Raw genomic sequence first — 16,990 nt, forward strand, 5'->3', positions numbered from 1 at the left:
ATCGAAATGACGAATACAAGTAGCACGATGTCACCTCGTGGATCAGTAATTGCACGATACAAATCACGAGCGAACGCAGAGGGCGCGTCTGCCTGGGCCGATGTGCGCTGTGCACCGAATATTCGAATGCATATACCCAAGTTCGAGGTTTGCGCCGAAGGTGCAGAAGAGATCGATTCAAAAGTGTTTGGCTTGATCGCATCGGCTGGAATACAGCAGGAGCTTGTAGGGATTCATGAACATGGACTCTATGTAACATGCTTTTTGCGCCTTTCAGACGGGAGCAGCGAGTGGGATTCTGTCGAAGTGTTTCTTTTCGATGAGGATGCCGTGGTTACTGAGATCTGGGCTCTTTAAGGTGCGCTCACATAACAAGGCCAGGCAGTCTAACAGCAAAACCGCCGCTCCTTCGTCGCTCTGGTTTTCCCGCAGCTGCTGGCGGCGTTAGGTGTCTAAATCGAGATGAACTCAACCGACTTCCTACTAACCATATCTGAGCTGTCAATTGCTGTTGCCGGATTTAGCGCTATCGTAGTAATGCTCAATACCAAGCCTATCAAGGATTGGGCGGATGCAGACAGGTTGAATCTCCGCCTATTGCTCCAGGTTGCCGCTCTGACAATTGTGTTTTCACTCCTTCCTTCTATACTAAGTGTTCCTCTAATCCCAGATAATGCTTGGCGTTACTCTCTGGCTATCTACGGAGTGGTGCACATAGCCGATGTTAGTAGCTTCCTTTTCAAAATGACCAGCGGTACTCAAACGGCATTCAAGATCTGCGGTTCAATTGGCGTCTTAGTCGCTATTATGCAAATGCTAGTCGCTTGGCAGGGTACTCCCATCGCATGGGAGACTATGTATCTGGTATCTCTTGTGTGGCATCTGTGCGTCACTTTTACTGCCTTCGCTCTATTGCTATATGGTATGAGGGCGCACCAATGACACCTAACAAGTTGCGGCACAATCGCCGCTACGCGGCTGGACAGTCAAACCTGCGGTTTGCCTGCCTGTGCGCAAGGCGTTAGGCGTCATGGAGCGATCGACATGAACTGGGAGGCCATTGGTGCAGTTGCAGAGTCGTTGGGCGCTATTGGTGTCATTGCATCCTTGGCATACCTGGCTTTACAAATCCGTGCCAGCAATAAACTAGGAAGATCTGAGGCAAAGATAGCAGCAACAACACAGATGAGCAGCTTGCTCGACAGCTTTATTTCCGAGCCAGCATCCAGCGACATCTGGGCGAGAGGCCGCCGAAATTTAAGAGATCTGACGCCCGAGGACAGGGCCAGGTTCGATAATATTGCAATGAAGGGGTTTATGGGCTACTCCGCTCAGTACTTTCAATTCCGAATACGTACGATTGAACAAGACGACTGGGCTGAATCTTATAGAGCAATGGTGTGGTGGCTTGAAGGTCGAGGCATGCGTGAATGGTGGCGTGTCTTCGGACGAAAGATTCAATCCGATACCTTTCAGGAGTTCGTTGATGCCGAAATCCGACTTATTGAAGAAGATCTTGACCAGGAGACGAAGAGGTAAAGATGACACCTAACAAGTCAAGGCAGCAAGGGCGCTTCGCGCCGGGGCGCCGTAACCGGCGCCCCTGCTTGAAGCGTTATGTATTTAATGACTGATTACGAGATCGCGGACCTAATTGCATCCCATGTCGAGAACATCTTGGCATTCCTTATGGCGTTTGTGTCCTTAACGTCGGCCTTTCTCGTTGCAGTATTCTTCGGTAAAGGGAAATTATCGAAGTTGCTCTCGCGATTGGTAGCAACTCTGTATTCTTTGGGATCACTTTTCCTCATATTTGTTACGTTGAAAATTGGCCACATTACTCTGGGTGTTCAGTCATTGATGGGGGAGAGTATGATTTGGCATCCCGCATATACAGAACCAGTCTGGGTTATGCCCATAGCGATCAATTTCATAGTATTTTCCATGTTAGCGACCTACTTATGTTCGATGTGGTATTTGTTCAAATCCGACCATGAAGGCGATACATAACATGCAGTTGAAGTCGTTCCCTTCGGTCACTGCGACGTGGCAACCTGTCACTTGGCTTGCTTGCGCAACCCCAGCGCCAGAACGTTCACGCGCCTTAACTGGGCGTTATGCGCTAGGAGATAGCATCGAATGACTCTTGCAGAACTTGGAAATCTTGGAGAGGCTCTCAGTGGAGTCGCAGTTCTTGTCTCCCTCATCTACTTAATTGTGGAGCTCCGAAGAAATACTCGCACGGCGCGCAGCAATTCTGCATGGAACTCCACTGTAGCGCTCGCCGAGCTTTGTGAAGTTATTGCCGATAATCCACACCTTTCAGAACTAGTGATGAAATGTCACAGCCCGGATACGAAGCTGGAAGACTTCACGACCGCAGAATTTGCGCAATGGTTCTTCGTTTGTCGCAGCGTGCTCTATAAATATGAGGCACAGTGGTTTCTCTGGTCTGAAGGCAGTTTGTCGGACGAAATGTGGCAGAATCGACGTCGATGGGCAAAGGCATTTATATCGCTTCCAATCCCGGTCGCGTATGGGAACTAGAGATGCAACAACATCAGTACACGGCGGAGTTTATAACTTCCATTGAGACAATGACTCTCTCTGGCAACCTGGACTACAGGCCATGACCATCAAACTGAGTGCAGGCTATGAAAACGGATAACAAGACGCGGCAAAACGGACGGTTTCACCGCCGTTGCGCTTGGCTTTAGGAGTCTATGCAATGAGCATCCAAGAATTGGGATCACTAGGAGAATTGATTGCTGCAATTGCGACACTTGCTACCCTAATCTACTTAGCACTCCAAATACGGCAGAACACAAATAGTGTAGCGGGCGCAACAGAACTGGAGATAAACAAAGAAATCACTGCATGGCATGCCCGGATAACGGCAGACCCTGAACTGATGCTGCTCTATGAAAAGGGCGCTCAGAATGAAGCCATGAACGAATCTGAAGCATTACGCTATCGTTGGCTAGTCGCAGAGCTCATCTGGTTCTACGAAGGTGTCTATCGGCAGCACAACCGCGGATTGATATCCGAGACACAATGGGAGACAGTGGTGACTAGTATATTGGGGCTTCTTGGCGCTGATGTGTTGAGAACCTGGTGGGAGGCAAAGACCGCTGCACTTTCTGAGGATTTCGTCTCATACATCGACGAACGACGAAGTGACGGCACTGTACAACGCTGGACACAGCGATCTGTTTCAACAGAGCCAACAGAGGAATGACGACACCTAACAAGGCAGGGCACGATCGCACGGCTCTGCCGCGCTGTACTCGTGGCTACGCCACTCGCCCGTGCCTGCGGCGTTAGACGTCAAGGAGATCCAATGACACTCGAAGATCTTGGAAATATCGGTGACTTTTTGGGTGGTATCGGTGTTGTGCTCACTCTGTTGTATCTGGCTCTGCAAATTCGCCAAAACACTAAGCAATTGAAAGCCGATACATTGGCGGCTGAGACTATTGCAATTGAGGGAACTACATCTGATATCGCCAGGTGGATTGGGGAAATTGTTGAGAATCGGGACCTTGCGGAACTATGGTCCCGAGGCCTACTTGATATTGATCAATTAGATGAAACCGATCGACTCAGATTTGATTATCTGGGGGTTCAATTACTACAGGCGTGGCAGACTGTATTTCGAAGATGCAAGCAGGTAGACGATCCGGATCTTTGGGTGATGACACTTAGATATTTTAAAATGTACTTCAGAAATCCGGGGTTTCAAAGTTTATGGGCAAGTAGCAGAATGTTGTTGGTGCCGGATTTCGTTGCCGCGATCGAGGAGGCTGTCGTAAAGCCCAAAAGTCGCCTAACAAGTCAAGGCAGTGAGGACGCCGTTACCGGCGCCCCTGCTTGAAGCGTTAGGCGGCGATGCGAGGAAAGTCATGACATTATCAGATCTCGGCGACCTCGGAGACTTTCTCGGCGGCATTGGTGTTATCGTCACATTGATTTACTTGGCAATCCAGATTCGTCGGAATACATATGCAGTACGCTCCGCATCTCTAGATTCCGCCTATGCAGCTCACATGGAGTTCCAGCGAACGGTTTGGTCCGACTCAGAGCTCAATAAGCTTTGGTTTGATGGCCTGCTGGAAAAGAGAGAGCTCTCGGATACAGAGCGAGAGCGTTTCCTCTTTATGCTGATTTCATGTGCTCGTCTATGGGAAGGCGCATATTTCAAAGTGAATGAAGGGTCGCTTGAATCAAAGGCATGGGTTGGTTTGAATGAGGAGCTCGCAGGAGTTTTTTCGTTTCCTGGTGTTCAGCCTTACTGGACAGGCTTTGTTCGTGGAATGTGTGCGAAAGAGTTTGTCGAATTTGTTGAAAGTGAAGTCATGGAAAGGGAATCGTCCGGCAATGTCGCCGCCTAACAAGTACCGGCTGTGCGCCCCTGCGGGGCCGGACGCAGAAATCGCTGCGCGGTTTCCGCGCCGCAGCGGTAGGCGTTATGGTGCAACCGGGGATCGGGTTTCTACCCACAGCGGATACTCAGTCATCCGTAAAGACCTATACTTCACAGGACAGAAGTCACAACACAGCATCGAAAATTTAGGGAGAATCCACTATTAACTGGGAAGCAATAGGGGCCGTGGGAGAGGTTGCAGGGGCATTGGGTGTAATAATTACGCTCGTGTATCTCTCTTTGCAAATAAGGGCAAGCACTTTAGCCTCACGAGTTGAATCTAAGCTTGCAGCTTCGGGTATGTATACGGATTTCTTGAGAACATTGATCGAGTCTCCTGAGATAAACGATATCTTTCTACGAGGGCGGGAAAGTATTGAATCGCTTACTGCAGAGGAGTTTCATCGGTTTTCAAATATGGCGTTTCAGGCATTTTCATTTTTCTCCGCTTCAAAATTTCAGCACTCAAGCGGCGCTCTTAGTGAATCTGATTGGTATGAGCATTTGGCAATCGTAAAATTCTGGCTCCGTGGTCGAGGTTGCCAAACGTGGTGGAATAAATATGGCGTACATATGTACGGTTCTGATTTCGTGGATTTCGTAGAGTCTGAGCTTCGAAAAATTGAAGCAACAAAACCAATACCAACGACAGATGCGAACTGACAGCCATTCAATGCCGGGTGAGCGGCCGATTGCCGGCGCAAAGTGGGCTCAGGAGTCATAGTATTGCGCCATAACAAGTCAAGGCAGCAAGGGCGCTTCGCGCCGGGACCGCTTAAGAGCGGCCCCTGTTTGAAGCGTTAGGCGACTCGGCGAGGACATCACTATGACGACTCTTGATCATGTTATCCTTAAAGTGAACGACATGGATGCCAGTATCATTTTCTATACGGAGATCATGGGGTTCTTGAATCAGGGTACGGCTGGGCCATTTACGATCATTAGAATAGCAGAAGATTTTCAGATCCAGCTCGCACCGTGGGGGACACCGGGCTTCGAACATTACGCTTTTGCGGTCTCAAAGACCGATTTCGATAGTATATTTTGGCGCGTAAAATCCGCAGGGATTGAACACGGGCCATCATTCGACTCCGTGGGTTCCAATTCGGGACCTGGTATCGAAGCCGGCGCTAGAGGAGATGCCCCCACGCTCTACTTCAATGACCCAAACCAACATCTCATAGAAATTCGACATTATGATTCTATCGTCGCCTAACAAGTCTGGGCAAAAAAGCGCTTCGGGCTGGACGGCGCTTACGCGCCGCCATTGCCAGAAGCGTTATGTTTGCATTTACTTACCAAAACGGTTTGACGGCCGCGGTGTCAGTTGGTTTCCAACAACAGGATACATATGAGTAATTCAATCTTTAGAAAAGATGGCACAGCTCAGGGTGTAGCCAAGCAGCGTTTGATCGAAACGCTTGCCAAACCTGGTAGACGTGTCATAAGCGATCCTTATGCCGATAGGTTTGTCGTGGGAGCAGGCTTGCTTAAGTTATTGGGTCACAACTTAAGCGTCTGGGTAACCAAGAAATTCGCGCCTGGTTTTCACGAGCATCTGATTTCCCGTACGCGGTTTATTGATGATCTGATCAAGGACAGTGCGGCTGCTGGGATGGGGCAATACGTGATTCTAGGGGCGGGGTACGATACGCGGGCTCACCGACTCGAACTCCCATCATCTATAAGAATCTTTGAAGTTGATCAGCCTGAAGTTCAGGCAAAAAAGCGTTCTAAGCTTCCCAAAGAACCACCGAATTCACAAAACGTCACGTATGTAAGCATAGATTTCAATCACCAGTCGCTAGCTGAACAACTGTTGGCTGCTGGTTTTGATCAAAGCAAATCCACGATATTTACCCTTGAAGGCGTCTCGCAGTACATCTCCAAAGAGGCTCTATCTTCAACGATCAAAGAATTGGCTACGCTTAGTCAAAAAACAGGTTCAACCTTTTTTATGTCTTACGTCGACAAGCTTTTAGATGAAGACCCTGAGGCCTGCTTTGGTAAGGGCTACCCCAAAGCTGTAAAGCGAGCCGAAACGATAAAATACCTAGCCTCTAAAGTGGGGGAGCCGTGGATATCGCTCTATACAGAGGAAGAACTGGAACACCTGCTTTCTCAAAACGGACTAGTAATAAAGGAGAATAAGTCCTTGGCAGATCTCAATTCTGTGTATTTCACTTCTGTAGGCAGGACTCTTCCTGAAGATCAGATCTTTAACCTCGAACATTTTTTGGTAGCGAGGTCCTAGACACTAATGGCGATGGAAGCGAAACATAACAAGCGTGGGCAATATGCTCACTACGTTCGCCGGCCTGGCCTAACGGCCAGCCGCTACCACGGGCGTTAGCTGCCTGCACCGCACTGCGACGCACCACTTCTATGATGACAAAAGGCACACATCTGTGCTAGCCTCGGGTTCATGAAAGTTTTTAACTGGAACTCCGAAAAGAATCAGCAGCTTATTGAAGAGAGAGGCAGATCCTTTGAAGAGACCATCTTTCATATAGAGAACGGGGGGCTTCTAGATGATATTTGCCACCCCAACGCAGTGGCCTATCCCCACCAGAAGATATTTCTTGTGGCGATAGACCAATACGCTTACTTGGTGCCGTATGTCGAAACTGAAGATGAAATTTTTCTAAAGACCGTGATACCTAGTCGAAAATTCACCAAACTATATCTTAGAGGTGGCTCATGGGTAAGGTAACACTCTCAAAAGAGGAGAAAGAACTCCTGGACTCTGTGGAGTCTGGAGATTTCGAATCTACACTGACGGAAGCCCGGAGGAAAGAACTGGAGGCAGCTGCCGCCAACACCTTTAAGAAAGATAAACGGATTAATATTCGTATATCTAATCGTGATCTTATTGCGGTTCAATCAAGAGCATCTGAAGAAGGCATTCCCTATCAAACGTTGGTTTCAAGCATTATCCATAAGTATGTATCTGGTTCCTTGCGAGATATCGCAGCTAACAAGAAAAGGCAAAGCGACGCGTAACCGCGCGCTTGCTTTCGGCCTTATGTGCTCTATCTGACCGCAGAGAAAATAACTCCACAATATCTGCAAAGAAATAGGAAAAAAATGAACAAAATTAGTATAGCTATTGGCCAATTTCTCCTCGGCTTCTATTTTCTTGTTCCTGGAATACGCAAATTCACTGAGTCAGACGACCTGACGGTTTATATGCAATCTCATGACATTATGTTCGCTCCCCAACTCTTGTGGTTTGCCGGAGGTGTGAGCATTATTGGTGGGATTTTTTTGATGTGCGGTCGGCACGTTAAACTTGTAGCCTATGGATTTGTAGTCTACGTGCTGCTTGTCAATTTTATGTTGCACGACTTTTGGACTATGAGCGAAGGTATAGCCGCTCGTGAGATGCAGAATTTTATCAAAAATCTGGCAATAGTGGCAGGGTTACTGGTCTTCGCTGGATATTCCCCATCACGTCGACTCTCGCTGGACGGTTGGTGGCGAAGTGACAAATCTATTAGCGGATAGGTTACTTATTTAGATAGATGTTCTGGAAATTCTTAATAAGTTAATGCAGGGCTTCATGCGAAGAACACCTAACAAGCGGATGTTGTCGGACTGGTTTTCCGCTGTACTCCAAACCAGCCGAAAATGCGGGCGTTATGTGTCTATCTGGATCGATTAATCCAAAATTGATAGTGTGTTTCCGAGTGACTCTATGTCTGATAATTGGAGAATTGTATGAGCAGTTCATTAGTTGGTGCAGTGGTAGTCGTTTTTATAGTTATACTAGTTGCTGTCTTGTCGTCGAAACGCAAGAAAAAAAATGATAATGAATCCATCAATTAGTCACCTACAAAACTGAGCAAGGAGTCGCAATAGGAAAAAGTATGGCGGGCAACTCTATTGACCAAGCTGCTACCGTAGTGGCACATAACAATACGTGCCAGACGCGACAGTCTACTGTCGTGGCCTGCCGCTGCACTTAACGTTAGGCAGCCTCAGATGAGTCATTTCGAGTATATAGTCGGATTCCTGTCGATCTTGATGGGACTTGCTATCGCGGAACTTCTCTCAGGCATTGGCCGGATTTTCCGAGAGCGTCGAACTACGACGATCTACTGGGTCCATGTGACTTGGATGGTACTGCTAATCGGCATTTGCATCATAAGTTGGTGGAATATCTGGACGCTCCATGACAAGGAAATTCAGACGATTTCTGAGTTCGTAATGATTCTCGCCCCGCGTTTGCTGTATGTGGTCTTAGCCTTCGTGCTATCCCCCCCGATTTCTCACGGACAGTACTTCAATCTCCGCGACTACTACTACAACCAATTCAGACTCGCCGCAATCTTGCTGGCAGCCGCATTCATGCTCACGACTTTCTATCGCAGCGTATTCGGAAACGAAGGGTTATATCATCCACAAAGTTTGGTGCGCTTTATTGGCGCCGTGCTGGTTACCGCCTTGAGCTTTACAAACAATTCCCGAGTTCATGAAATCACAGCGGCTCTTTTGTGCGTCTTGCTTGCCATTGGTTTCACGGTTACGCTTCGATGAGTCGGCCGCAGCCTAACAAGTTTGGGCACATTCGCGCTACGCGCTGGACAAACTGCTTCGCAGTTCGCCTGCGCCAAAGGCGTTAGGAGTCATAGGAGATAAATGTGGACTGGAATGCTCTAGGTGCGATAGCAGAATTGTTGGGATCTATTGCGGTTATAGTGACTCTGCTCTTTCTCTTAAAACAACTCAAAACTAATTCTGTGATGATCCAAAACTCTACGGCGCAAGGCGCTGCAGATGCAATAGCGGCTTGGGCGCGCCAGCTGACTGAGAATCCAGAATTGTATAGAATTTATCGGATTGGCTTAAAGGACGATTCAGAATTAAGCAGGGAAGAACGAGGCTTGTTTGATCTTACACTTTTTCAGGCTTTCAATAGTATTTCCAGCATCTACGTTCAGTACAAAAATGGAGGATGTGGGGAAGATCGGTGGGAATCAGAAATAAGGGTATTCGCTGCCAATTTCCATACGCCCGGTGGTAGAGCTTCCTGGGAGCGCCAAAAACACATGTTAGATATCAACTTTCAGAGAGAAATTGAGGCGAAGTTTGGTTCCCATAACGTCAACTCCTAACAAGGCCATCAAAGCGGCCTTTGAAAAGCATGGCCAATGAATTAAGTTGCCAGAACCAGTTCCCCTGCAGATATACCTTAGGCACTGACGAGTAAACTCCTGCAAAGATGAAAAACTCGACTATTCGATTCGCATTTCTTGACTTTGGATCCCTCTGACACTACGGTGCGCGCTCTGTTACAGGTATCCACAGTGTGGAAATAAATGGGAAGTCCGGTTCAAGTCCGGCGCTGCCCCCGCAACGGTAACTGCAGGCATATGGCCTGTGGAAGCCCGATACCAGCCTTTAACAGCGAGCTGATACAGCTCAACCGATGATGCGGAGGGCGTCGTCGGGTGCCATTCATTTGGCGCCTGCATTCTCTCCCTCGCTCTTATATTACTCAAAGAATGAGGATGTTATGTCTTTTATAAAATCAGTTTCCAGCCCATTGGCTGGCTGCCTAACACTTGTCAGTAGCCTGGCTCTTTCCGAAGCATCCACGAATCTGGAACATGTGATTGTCAGTGGCACGCGCTCGGAGCAGGCTTCCGTGGCGATACCTGCGAGTATCCAAGTACTAACCTCTGAACAAATCCGGCTCAGTGGCGCGCCCAACCTGGTGCAGGTTCTAAACGCGCAGGCCGGCATTCAGATCAAGGATTCCATCGGCAATCAGGGCCGGGGCGCTACGATTGCCATGCGCGGTTTTGGCTCCAACAGCAGCAACAATGTCCTGGTAATGGTCGATGGGCGAAAGCTAAATAACCCTTCACTGGCAGGGCCCGATCTGGCGAGCATTGCGCTTAAGGACATAGACCGGATAGAGATTACTCAAGGCAGTGCGGGCACCCTTTACGGTGATCAGGCTACCGGAGGTGTGATCAATGTTATCACCCGGAAATCCAAGGATCTGGCCGCCCACCTCGAAGCTGCAGCAGGTACTGATGGCTATGTTTCGTATGAAGGCGCGGTTAGCCAGACTTATGACAGCGGTCTCTCATTTCGTCTGTCCGGTGAGCAAACTGAGGCCGATAACTTCCGCGACAACAACCAATCTGAATACACAAATATTCTGGCTAATGGCGCTTATGAAAACACACGGTTTAGTGTGTTTTTGGAAGCCCAGCAAATTGCGGATGACTTACGCTTACCTGGCAGCCTGTCCAGTGGGCAAATTCGCGATGACAGAAAACAGACATTTACCCCCGATGATTTCAGTGATCGGGATACCGACGTGTATCGGTTGGGCGGTTCTGTAAACCTGTTCGCCAACTGGGCTCTTCTGGGCGAGTATAATCATCGTGAGGAAGATTCTAAAGGTTGGTTAGGTAGCAGTTTTACGGGGAAAACTCAGGTAGAAACTTTCGATCCCCGTGTGACCGGCGAAATCGATACAGCCAATGGCCCCATATTGATCACCGCAGGTATTGACCTGGAAGACTCAGGTTATGACAGTCAGACAGCCTTTGGTGGCACCGATGTCAGCCAGGAAATGCAGGATGTCTATGTACAGATTATCACCCCACTGACCGAAAGCCTGAAGCTTACTCTGGGCGCGCGTAATAGCGATTTCGAAGCCAAAAATAACATCGACGCGGATAAGTTTACGGGAGATATAACTGTCTACCAGATAGGTCTCGCCTGGCAAGTCGATAACCGGTCACGTTTGTTCCTGCGCAGGGATGAGAGCTTTCGCTGGGCTAACGCTGATGAAAATGGATTTGTTATACCGACTGTCGATTTCCTGGATGCTCAGGAAAGCACGTCATGGGAGCTGGGTGGCGAGACACGTTTCAATGACGTCTTTCTGTCCGCAGTCTTTTATTATCTTAAAACCGATAACGAAATTGCCTACGATCCGTCCGCAGATGGGCCTTTTGGTCCAGGTACGGGTGCAAATATTAATCTCGATGAGTCAGAGCGAACCGGTGTAGTGCTTACCAGCATCTGGCAGGCTACAGAGAGCCTCACCGTGCAGTTAAACTATAGCTATGTTGATGCTGAAATCAGCTCGGGTACTTTCGAAGGGAATACGCTCCCGGAGGCTGCAAAGTCGACGGCTAACCTGGTAGTCAGCTATCAGTTTGATGAGAGCTGGTCTTTTTACACGGATGCACAGTACACCGGGAAGCTTTATGCCTCAGGGGATGAAGCCAACCAGGGCAATGAAATAAGCGATTACACGGTACTTAATGCCAATGTCCGTTGGGATTACCAAAAATTCTATGCAAACTTGCGCGCGAGCAATATCACCGGCAAGAAATACAATGGATTCAATGGTGGAGTGCCTCCGTACGATTACAATTATCCAGCCCCTGAAGAGACCTTCCAGTTCACCGTTGGTTATAACTTCTGATACGAAGTCAAAGTTAGTTTTCAGGTCGATCTTCGATCGACCTTCTCTATGAGGCACGTCTTGAATTTGGGCAATGTTGGAATAGATCAAGCGAGATTAGAACTGCAATCGCATGCAATGTATCTTTTATTTTAGTAGTGTTGTCTTTAAGGCAATAGAATGCGAGAAAAGCATAGGCTAACAAGTACAGTCATCGGACGGCTAAAAGCCGCGCCGGTGCTGCAGGCGTTATGTGTCTCTGAGAGGTGCTCCATGAATTGGGATGCAATTGGATCGGTAGCTGAACTGCTGGGTGCCGCGGGTGTAATCGTATCGCTTCTATATCTTTCGTACCAGATTCGGACAAATACTAAAACTGTTAGAGCTGAGGCCACACAAACGACATACACGGGATGGTCAGAATTCAACTATGAACTCTCCAAGCATCCGAACGCTATTGAAATAGATCGAATGTGGAAGCCCGATTCACGGTGGGACGATTTCAGCGAGGAGGAGAAGGTGAAACTTGGCTGGGTGTGCAGAAGCATCGTTGAGAGATTTGAGGCTGAGTTTTCTCTTTATGAGGCCGGAATACTAAAACCTGAGGTCTGGGACAAGCATCGAATGTATTGCGGTAGCTTCGTAAGTCTGCCAGCGGTCTCCACGTGGTGGAAATCAGAAAAGCAGCAACCGATTTGCTCTGAGTCCTTTATAAAAGAAATCGATAGTGCCCCGAAGCATGGATCATTAACCGCTGGATCTATTCATGATTAGTTTCTGCACTCGTACACATAACAAGTCAAGGCACCCGGACGTCAAAACCGCTGCGCGGTTTCTCCACCGGTGATTGAAGCGTTAGGTGAAATATCCCGGTCTCGATTTATGAGGAATAGAACATGAGAATGCTACTAATTTTAGTTCTTTTCCTTCTTCCGCCTCTATCGCTTGCTAACACCGAGGAAGAGTTACGAAATATCGAAACATTGAATCTCTGGGGGGACATATGGATAAACAAACAATATGGACTCATCGAGGAGCTGGTTAATCCAGTCTATATTCGCCACGAGCCTAGCGGCACTGTTCATGTTAAACGTGAAGATTATTTGAAGCGTTTGAAAACGATGCAGGCCGCAAACAGAAAATTTACGACGCAGACATTATCTGCTGATGGCGACCTTATTTGGGTGCGTTGGTCAATGACTCGAGAGAACCCTGAAACGAAAGAAATTTCCCATAGCAGAGGTTTGCAAGTCTATCGGTTTGAGGATGGCAAACTGGCGGAAACATGGTGGTCTCACAACGAAGGCCAAGGCGCGTGGCTGGATCTGTGAATCACCTAACAAGGCCAGGCACAATTGACACTTCGGGGCTGGACTTCCGCACTGCCTGCTCCAGCCTGTGCTGGCGGCGTTACGTGGCTGACATTTACTCTTCGAGAATACTATTTGATGACTGAACTTGTACTCTTAGAATTAGCGGCCGAAAGAGCTGATATTAATTGGGAAATCTTTCAGTTCTGGTCGGGAGTCACATTTGCGTATATGGCTGTCGGACATTTTGCAGCAAAAAGTATCAACTGGTTCGTTGTGGTTGTTCTAAGCATTTTGTACGTGTCACTTTCGGTAGTTGTCTATCATATGTCTGATAACAATCTGGCAGTCATGGAGGGCTTAACGCTGGAACTCGGGATTCTTGCCAAAAGTAACGAGGTAACAGCAGCTTCTCAGGCCTGGCTAGCAGAATCAAAGCCCACAGCACCCTTTCTCATTGCCTTATCCATTGCCACCCTGGGTACTTTTCTGAGCGCTTTACTCTACTTACCCTATAATCACTATCGTGCTATTCGAAATGCAACGTAACAAGTACGTCAACGCCCGCACTGCTTCGCAGTGCTCGGACCTCTAAACCGCTACGCGGTTTATCGGCCCGTGCTGGCAGCGTTAGGAGTCCTATGAGCTGGGAAACCGCAGGGTCGATAGGAGAAGTCATTGGCGCTATTGTTCTGATAGTTACCATAGTCTATATGGCATTGCAGACACGACATGCCAAGCAGGCGACTATTGATCAGAATATACTTGCTAGAGCAAAAAGTGTGCAGGATCAGATGCTGGTGATCGCAGAGAATGAAGAGTTGCGTATGGCGCTGATAAGAAACTACGGAGTCGTCGACTTCTATGAGCAGCTTGCATTAGAGCAAGGCGTCACGATCGAGGAGGCATCTCAAGTTGATTGGGCAAATGCCTACTGGTTTTGGGTGCATTGGGGGCAGTGGGCCTCCACCCATAGCGCAAAAGAACTGAGAGAGTTAGAGAATATTATTGGAGCTTTCTATGGTGTGGGGGGTATGCGCAACACTTGGAACAGTAGTCCCTGGGGAAAACCTATTCTTGACCCAGAGTTCGTCTCGTTCGTTGAAAATGTTCTTTCGAAGCATGTTGAACCGAACTCCTAACAACTCAAGGCAGCAATGGCGCTTTGCGCCTGGACCGCTTAACAGCGCCGATGCCTGAAGCGTTAGACGTCAAACCGATGCGAGGTTCTAGATTTCTTTTGGCGGTTGCAGCGTTCGTGTTGTGCTCTCTAGTTGCGTCACTTGTAGTGATAGCCAGTCTAGGGTCTCCTCATGGAGATATGGCTTGGCCTGCCTACCTGGGCTCGGTCTTTGTTTTTTGCATGATTGGTCCACTAGTCTTCGCTTGGGCGTGGGGCCCCGGGGCAATGAGCCTTATGACGATTATTGTCGCCTTCCTGCTGCCAGCGCTTTCCCTAGCAATATTGTACTTTGGTTTCTTGAGGGCGCGTTCGTTGCGGTGGCTGGGCACCTCGGCGGTGATCTGGGCTGGTTTCGGCGGCTATTCGGCCTGGCTCGCAATTACGGGTAGCGTATGAAAGAATCATGTGGAACCCACCGACTCTTGGGAAATCTACGCTTGAGCATGCCGCCTAACAAGTGCTGCTGGTTGCACATCAAATCCATCTTTCCCTGGGCAGGAAATTCAGGAATTCGTTGCAAGCAACCCCTCAACACCTTCTTTCTTAGATCTCAACCCACATCGTGTTGTCGTCTAGTATCCTGCTATGATTGAGCCTGAGCATGTGGCTGGATCAAAGGGTATAGCAAGGTCAACAATTCGACCACTGCAAACGTGGCCCGGGACGCGCTTATAGCGCGCGTCCTGCATGGCGACGTTACGCCATAAACAGGAGATCGAACATTGATAATTGTTTTAGGCAGCGTCATCGTTGATGAAGCGAAGATATCTGAAGCACTGGAGCAGAGTAAAATTCACGTTGCTAGATCTAGGGCAGAACCAGGCTGCATTTCTCATTCGGTTTATCAAGACCCCGAGGTGAAAGGTAAATTAGTCTTTGTAGAGGAATGGCAAGATCAAGAATCACTAGCTGATCACTTTCAGGTTCCCGCATCAAGTGAGTTTGTAAAGGCTGTTAGCGAGTTTGCCGTTGAGCCTCCATCTATGTCGGTCTTTAGCGCAGAGCGGGTATAGATTTGAATTTTCTTCAGCCTAACAAGGCTTGTCAGTTCGCTCTCATCGTCTGCAGGATGCGGCCGCAGCCTGAAGCGTTAAATTTCATCGGAGGACGATTATGAAAATAGCTAGCTGCCGATGTGGGCAGTTGACTGCGAAATGACCTGATGAGCATGTGTTACCTGTTCAATGTAGTTGTGAGGATTGCCGAAGGCGTACTGGGACACCTACGAGCTTTCACCATTATCCAGCGCGGAGACTCAGCAGGAGAAACAGGTCGATTCTATCGAGGAAATGTAGGAAGGGCTGCGTGCGATGGGGAAAATTTAGCAAGCGCATCATGCTTCCGCTACGTGACTGGGACGGCTTACATTCCGCTCGTACCTCGTTGTATTCTAGCCGCCCATATGCGGGCGTTAAGCTGTCCGCTCACAATTACCTAAACTATGAAAATATTTCAGTCGCGTATAAGTTATTCTCTCCAGTGTAAGCGAATATTAGCTTATCCTGTTTTTTGCTTGCTACTTATCTCTCTGGGCATCGTATCTTGCGGTCGCGCTAAGGATGTAGGTGTTCTCCAAGGATCACCGCTAGATGACTTGCCCACATGGATTACGCCATTACTTGCATCGGGTGTTCGTCCTGACTGGTCGGCTGACGGAAGTCATCTAGTCTACCTTGATTCTTTGGTAGGTAATGTTCTGGAGTTAAATCTGGAAACTGGTGTGAGCCTAAGCCTGACTAAGCACTTTGATCATAATGGTTTTACTCGCGCACGATACCTGGCCAACGGCGATTTATTACTGTGCGGACCCGTAGGCAAAGAGCACAATGAAGAGGAAAAAGGGCGTTGGCATACGGGTCTATGGTACTTGCCACGTGATGGAAATCAGCCAGCACAAGATCTAAAAGAGCCTTGTTTTGAAGGGCCGGCAGTATCAAGGCTCGATATGCTCATTGCCTGGACCAAATCGGATTACCCTAACGAAGTCCTTTTTGCACGCTCGGAGATATGGGCTGGTCGAATCGTAGTGAATGCTGGCCAGGCGAAAATAATTGACCAGCGGAAACTGATGGATCGTAAAGACTTCATGTACCTGGCGTTTCTCGAAACTCAAGACTTTCGTCCACCAGACGAAGTCGAGCTTATCTTCACTGCTTATGCATACAAAGGTGGCGAGGTGATGGGCTTTAATATGCGGTCCGGCGAAATTACTAATTATTCTCAGGATTGGGCCTACGATGAAGCCGAAGGTGTTTTTCCAGACGGGAATTCAGTTGCGATCGAACGAGAGGTCGATACTTACACAGCTATGCCAGTTGGCGATATTGATATCTGGCAATTAGCACTTGATGCTCAAGGCAAGTCGCGAAGGCTCACCCACTTTAGCCAGTACTCGGGCTTTGGTGCCAATAATCCAGTAATAAGCCCCAACGGCCGTAAAATGGCGTTCGGATTACGCATAAAGGGAGGTGAACATGGAAACGCTCATGGAATTTTGCTCTACCACTTCGACAAGGCTCCGAAATAGCGAAGCAAGTTAATCAGGTGTGACGGCTGTCAGAAATGCAGAGCATTAACGCGGAAAACTCCCGCGTATTTATTATAGTTTCGTTCATGCGACGAATTATTACTAAGGAATC

Annotated in this window: 20 protein-coding genes and 1 riboswitch; all 20 genes read left to right on the plus strand. The window is 48.4% G+C overall.

Going from position 1 to position 16,990, the window contains the following annotated elements; translation table 11 throughout:
• Window positions 1-6: 6 nt before the first annotated feature.
• A complete protein-coding gene (locus EYC98_RS19855) occupies window positions 7-357 on the plus strand; it encodes a hypothetical protein (RefSeq protein ID WP_279247143.1) in 351 nt (116 codons plus the stop codon).
• Between the two features lie 687 nt (window positions 358-1,044).
• Window positions 1,045-1,539: a nitrogenase component 1 family protein gene (locus EYC98_RS19860; RefSeq protein WP_279247144.1), complete on the plus strand. Its 495-nt coding sequence runs from the start codon at window positions 1,045-1,047 to the stop codon at window positions 1,537-1,539.
• Between the two features lie 600 nt (window positions 1,540-2,139).
• Window positions 2,140-2,547: a hypothetical protein gene (locus EYC98_RS19865; RefSeq protein ID WP_279247145.1), complete on the plus strand. Its 408-nt coding sequence runs from the start codon at window positions 2,140-2,142 to the stop codon at window positions 2,545-2,547.
• A gap of 181 nt (window positions 2,548-2,728) precedes the next feature.
• Window positions 2,729-3,238 (plus strand): hypothetical protein, encoded by a 510-nt coding sequence (locus tag EYC98_RS19870; RefSeq protein ID WP_279247146.1) that lies wholly within the window; start codon window positions 2,729-2,731, stop codon window positions 3,236-3,238.
• Window positions 3,239-3,340: 102 nt separating this feature from the next.
• Window positions 3,341-3,874: a hypothetical protein gene (locus tag EYC98_RS19875; RefSeq protein ID WP_279247147.1), complete on the plus strand. Its 534-nt coding sequence runs from the start codon at window positions 3,341-3,343 to the stop codon at window positions 3,872-3,874.
• Between the two features lie 28 nt (window positions 3,875-3,902).
• Complete coding sequence (locus EYC98_RS19880; protein WP_279247148.1) at window positions 3,903-4,391, plus strand: hypothetical protein; 489 nt, start codon at window positions 3,903-3,905, stop codon at window positions 4,389-4,391.
• A gap of 218 nt (window positions 4,392-4,609) precedes the next feature.
• A complete protein-coding gene (locus tag EYC98_RS19885) occupies window positions 4,610-5,086 on the plus strand; it encodes a hypothetical protein (RefSeq protein WP_279247149.1) in 477 nt (158 codons plus the stop codon).
• Window positions 5,087-5,249: 163 nt separating this feature from the next.
• On the plus strand, window positions 5,250-5,639 hold the full coding sequence (locus EYC98_RS19890; RefSeq protein ID WP_279247150.1) for a VOC family protein: 390 nt from the start codon (window positions 5,250-5,252) through the stop codon (window positions 5,637-5,639).
• 135 nt (window positions 5,640-5,774) lie between these two features.
• Window positions 5,775-6,677: a class I SAM-dependent methyltransferase gene (locus tag EYC98_RS19895; RefSeq protein ID WP_279247151.1), complete on the plus strand. Its 903-nt coding sequence runs from the start codon at window positions 5,775-5,777 to the stop codon at window positions 6,675-6,677.
• Window positions 6,678-7,123: 446 nt separating this feature from the next.
• Window positions 7,124-7,426 (plus strand): CopG family antitoxin, encoded by a 303-nt coding sequence (locus tag EYC98_RS19900; protein ID WP_279247152.1) that lies wholly within the window; start codon window positions 7,124-7,126, stop codon window positions 7,424-7,426.
• Between the two features lie 84 nt (window positions 7,427-7,510).
• Window positions 7,511-7,930, plus strand: coding sequence for a DoxX family protein (locus EYC98_RS19905; protein WP_279247153.1), 420 nt, complete (start codon window positions 7,511-7,513; stop codon window positions 7,928-7,930).
• A 477-nt stretch (window positions 7,931-8,407) separates the two neighbouring features.
• On the plus strand, window positions 8,408-8,962 hold the full coding sequence (locus tag EYC98_RS19910) for a hypothetical protein (RefSeq protein WP_279247154.1): 555 nt from the start codon (window positions 8,408-8,410) through the stop codon (window positions 8,960-8,962).
• Between the two features lie 104 nt (window positions 8,963-9,066).
• A complete protein-coding gene (locus tag EYC98_RS19915) occupies window positions 9,067-9,540 on the plus strand; it encodes a hypothetical protein (RefSeq protein WP_279247155.1) in 474 nt (157 codons plus the stop codon).
• 164 nt (window positions 9,541-9,704) lie between these two features.
• A riboswitch (cobalamin riboswitch) is annotated at window positions 9,705-9,842 on the plus strand.
• A 99-nt stretch (window positions 9,843-9,941) separates the two neighbouring features.
• Window positions 9,942-11,879, plus strand: coding sequence for a TonB-dependent receptor (locus tag EYC98_RS19920; protein WP_279247156.1), 1,938 nt, complete (start codon window positions 9,942-9,944; stop codon window positions 11,877-11,879).
• Between the two features lie 252 nt (window positions 11,880-12,131).
• Complete coding sequence (locus EYC98_RS19925; protein WP_279247157.1) at window positions 12,132-12,632, plus strand: hypothetical protein; 501 nt, start codon at window positions 12,132-12,134, stop codon at window positions 12,630-12,632.
• 122 nt (window positions 12,633-12,754) lie between these two features.
• The gene (locus EYC98_RS19930; protein ID WP_279247158.1) at window positions 12,755-13,189 is read left to right on the plus strand and encodes a nuclear transport factor 2 family protein; all 435 of its coding nucleotides are present in this window, start codon (window positions 12,755-12,757) and stop codon (window positions 13,187-13,189) included.
• A gap of 117 nt (window positions 13,190-13,306) precedes the next feature.
• Complete coding sequence (locus EYC98_RS19935) at window positions 13,307-13,717, plus strand: hypothetical protein (RefSeq protein WP_279247159.1); 411 nt, start codon at window positions 13,307-13,309, stop codon at window positions 13,715-13,717.
• Between the two features lie 92 nt (window positions 13,718-13,809).
• Window positions 13,810-14,310, plus strand: coding sequence for a hypothetical protein (locus EYC98_RS19940; protein WP_279247160.1), 501 nt, complete (start codon window positions 13,810-13,812; stop codon window positions 14,308-14,310).
• 763 nt (window positions 14,311-15,073) lie between these two features.
• Window positions 15,074-15,364 (plus strand): putative quinol monooxygenase, encoded by a 291-nt coding sequence (locus tag EYC98_RS19945; RefSeq protein ID WP_279247161.1) that lies wholly within the window; start codon window positions 15,074-15,076, stop codon window positions 15,362-15,364.
• 707 nt (window positions 15,365-16,071) lie between these two features.
• Complete coding sequence (locus tag EYC98_RS19950; protein ID WP_279247162.1) at window positions 16,072-16,878, plus strand: TolB family protein; 807 nt, start codon at window positions 16,072-16,074, stop codon at window positions 16,876-16,878.
• The last annotated feature ends 112 nt before the right edge of the window (window positions 16,879-16,990 follow it).

The organism is Candidatus Litorirhabdus singularis (genome assembly GCF_026262625.1).
GTDB classification, from domain to species: domain Bacteria; phylum Pseudomonadota; class Gammaproteobacteria; order Pseudomonadales; family Halieaceae; genus Litorirhabdus; species Litorirhabdus singularis.

Bases quoted from the DNA above. Each gene is read 5' to 3' on its own strand.
- EYC98_RS19855 (WP_279247143.1), top strand. From the start codon at position 7: ATGACGAATACAAGTAGCACGATGTCACCTCGTGGATCAGTAATTGCA.
- EYC98_RS19860 (WP_279247144.1), top strand. From the start codon at position 1,045: ATGAACTGGGAGGCCATTGGTGCAGTTGCAGAGTCGTTGGGCGCTATT.
- EYC98_RS19865 (WP_279247145.1), top strand. From the start codon at position 2,140: ATGACTCTTGCAGAACTTGGAAATCTTGGAGAGGCTCTCAGTGGAGTC.
- EYC98_RS19870 (WP_279247146.1), top strand. From the start codon at position 2,729: ATGAGCATCCAAGAATTGGGATCACTAGGAGAATTGATTGCTGCAATT.
- EYC98_RS19875 (WP_279247147.1), top strand. From the start codon at position 3,341: ATGACACTCGAAGATCTTGGAAATATCGGTGACTTTTTGGGTGGTATC.
- EYC98_RS19880 (WP_279247148.1), top strand. From the start codon at position 3,903: ATGACATTATCAGATCTCGGCGACCTCGGAGACTTTCTCGGCGGCATT.
- EYC98_RS19890 (WP_279247150.1), top strand. From the start codon at position 5,250: ATGACGACTCTTGATCATGTTATCCTTAAAGTGAACGACATGGATGCC.
- EYC98_RS19895 (WP_279247151.1), top strand. From the start codon at position 5,775: ATGAGTAATTCAATCTTTAGAAAAGATGGCACAGCTCAGGGTGTAGCC.
- EYC98_RS19900 (WP_279247152.1), top strand. From the start codon at position 7,124: ATGGGTAAGGTAACACTCTCAAAAGAGGAGAAAGAACTCCTGGACTCT.
- EYC98_RS19905 (WP_279247153.1), top strand. From the start codon at position 7,511: ATGAACAAAATTAGTATAGCTATTGGCCAATTTCTCCTCGGCTTCTAT.
- EYC98_RS19910 (WP_279247154.1), top strand. From the start codon at position 8,408: ATGAGTCATTTCGAGTATATAGTCGGATTCCTGTCGATCTTGATGGGA.
- EYC98_RS19920 (WP_279247156.1), top strand. From the start codon at position 9,942: ATGTCTTTTATAAAATCAGTTTCCAGCCCATTGGCTGGCTGCCTAACA.
- EYC98_RS19925 (WP_279247157.1), top strand. From the start codon at position 12,132: ATGAATTGGGATGCAATTGGATCGGTAGCTGAACTGCTGGGTGCCGCG.
- EYC98_RS19930 (WP_279247158.1), top strand. From the start codon at position 12,755: ATGAGAATGCTACTAATTTTAGTTCTTTTCCTTCTTCCGCCTCTATCG.
- EYC98_RS19935 (WP_279247159.1), top strand. From the start codon at position 13,307: ATGACTGAACTTGTACTCTTAGAATTAGCGGCCGAAAGAGCTGATATT.
- EYC98_RS19940 (WP_279247160.1), top strand. From the start codon at position 13,810: ATGAGCTGGGAAACCGCAGGGTCGATAGGAGAAGTCATTGGCGCTATT.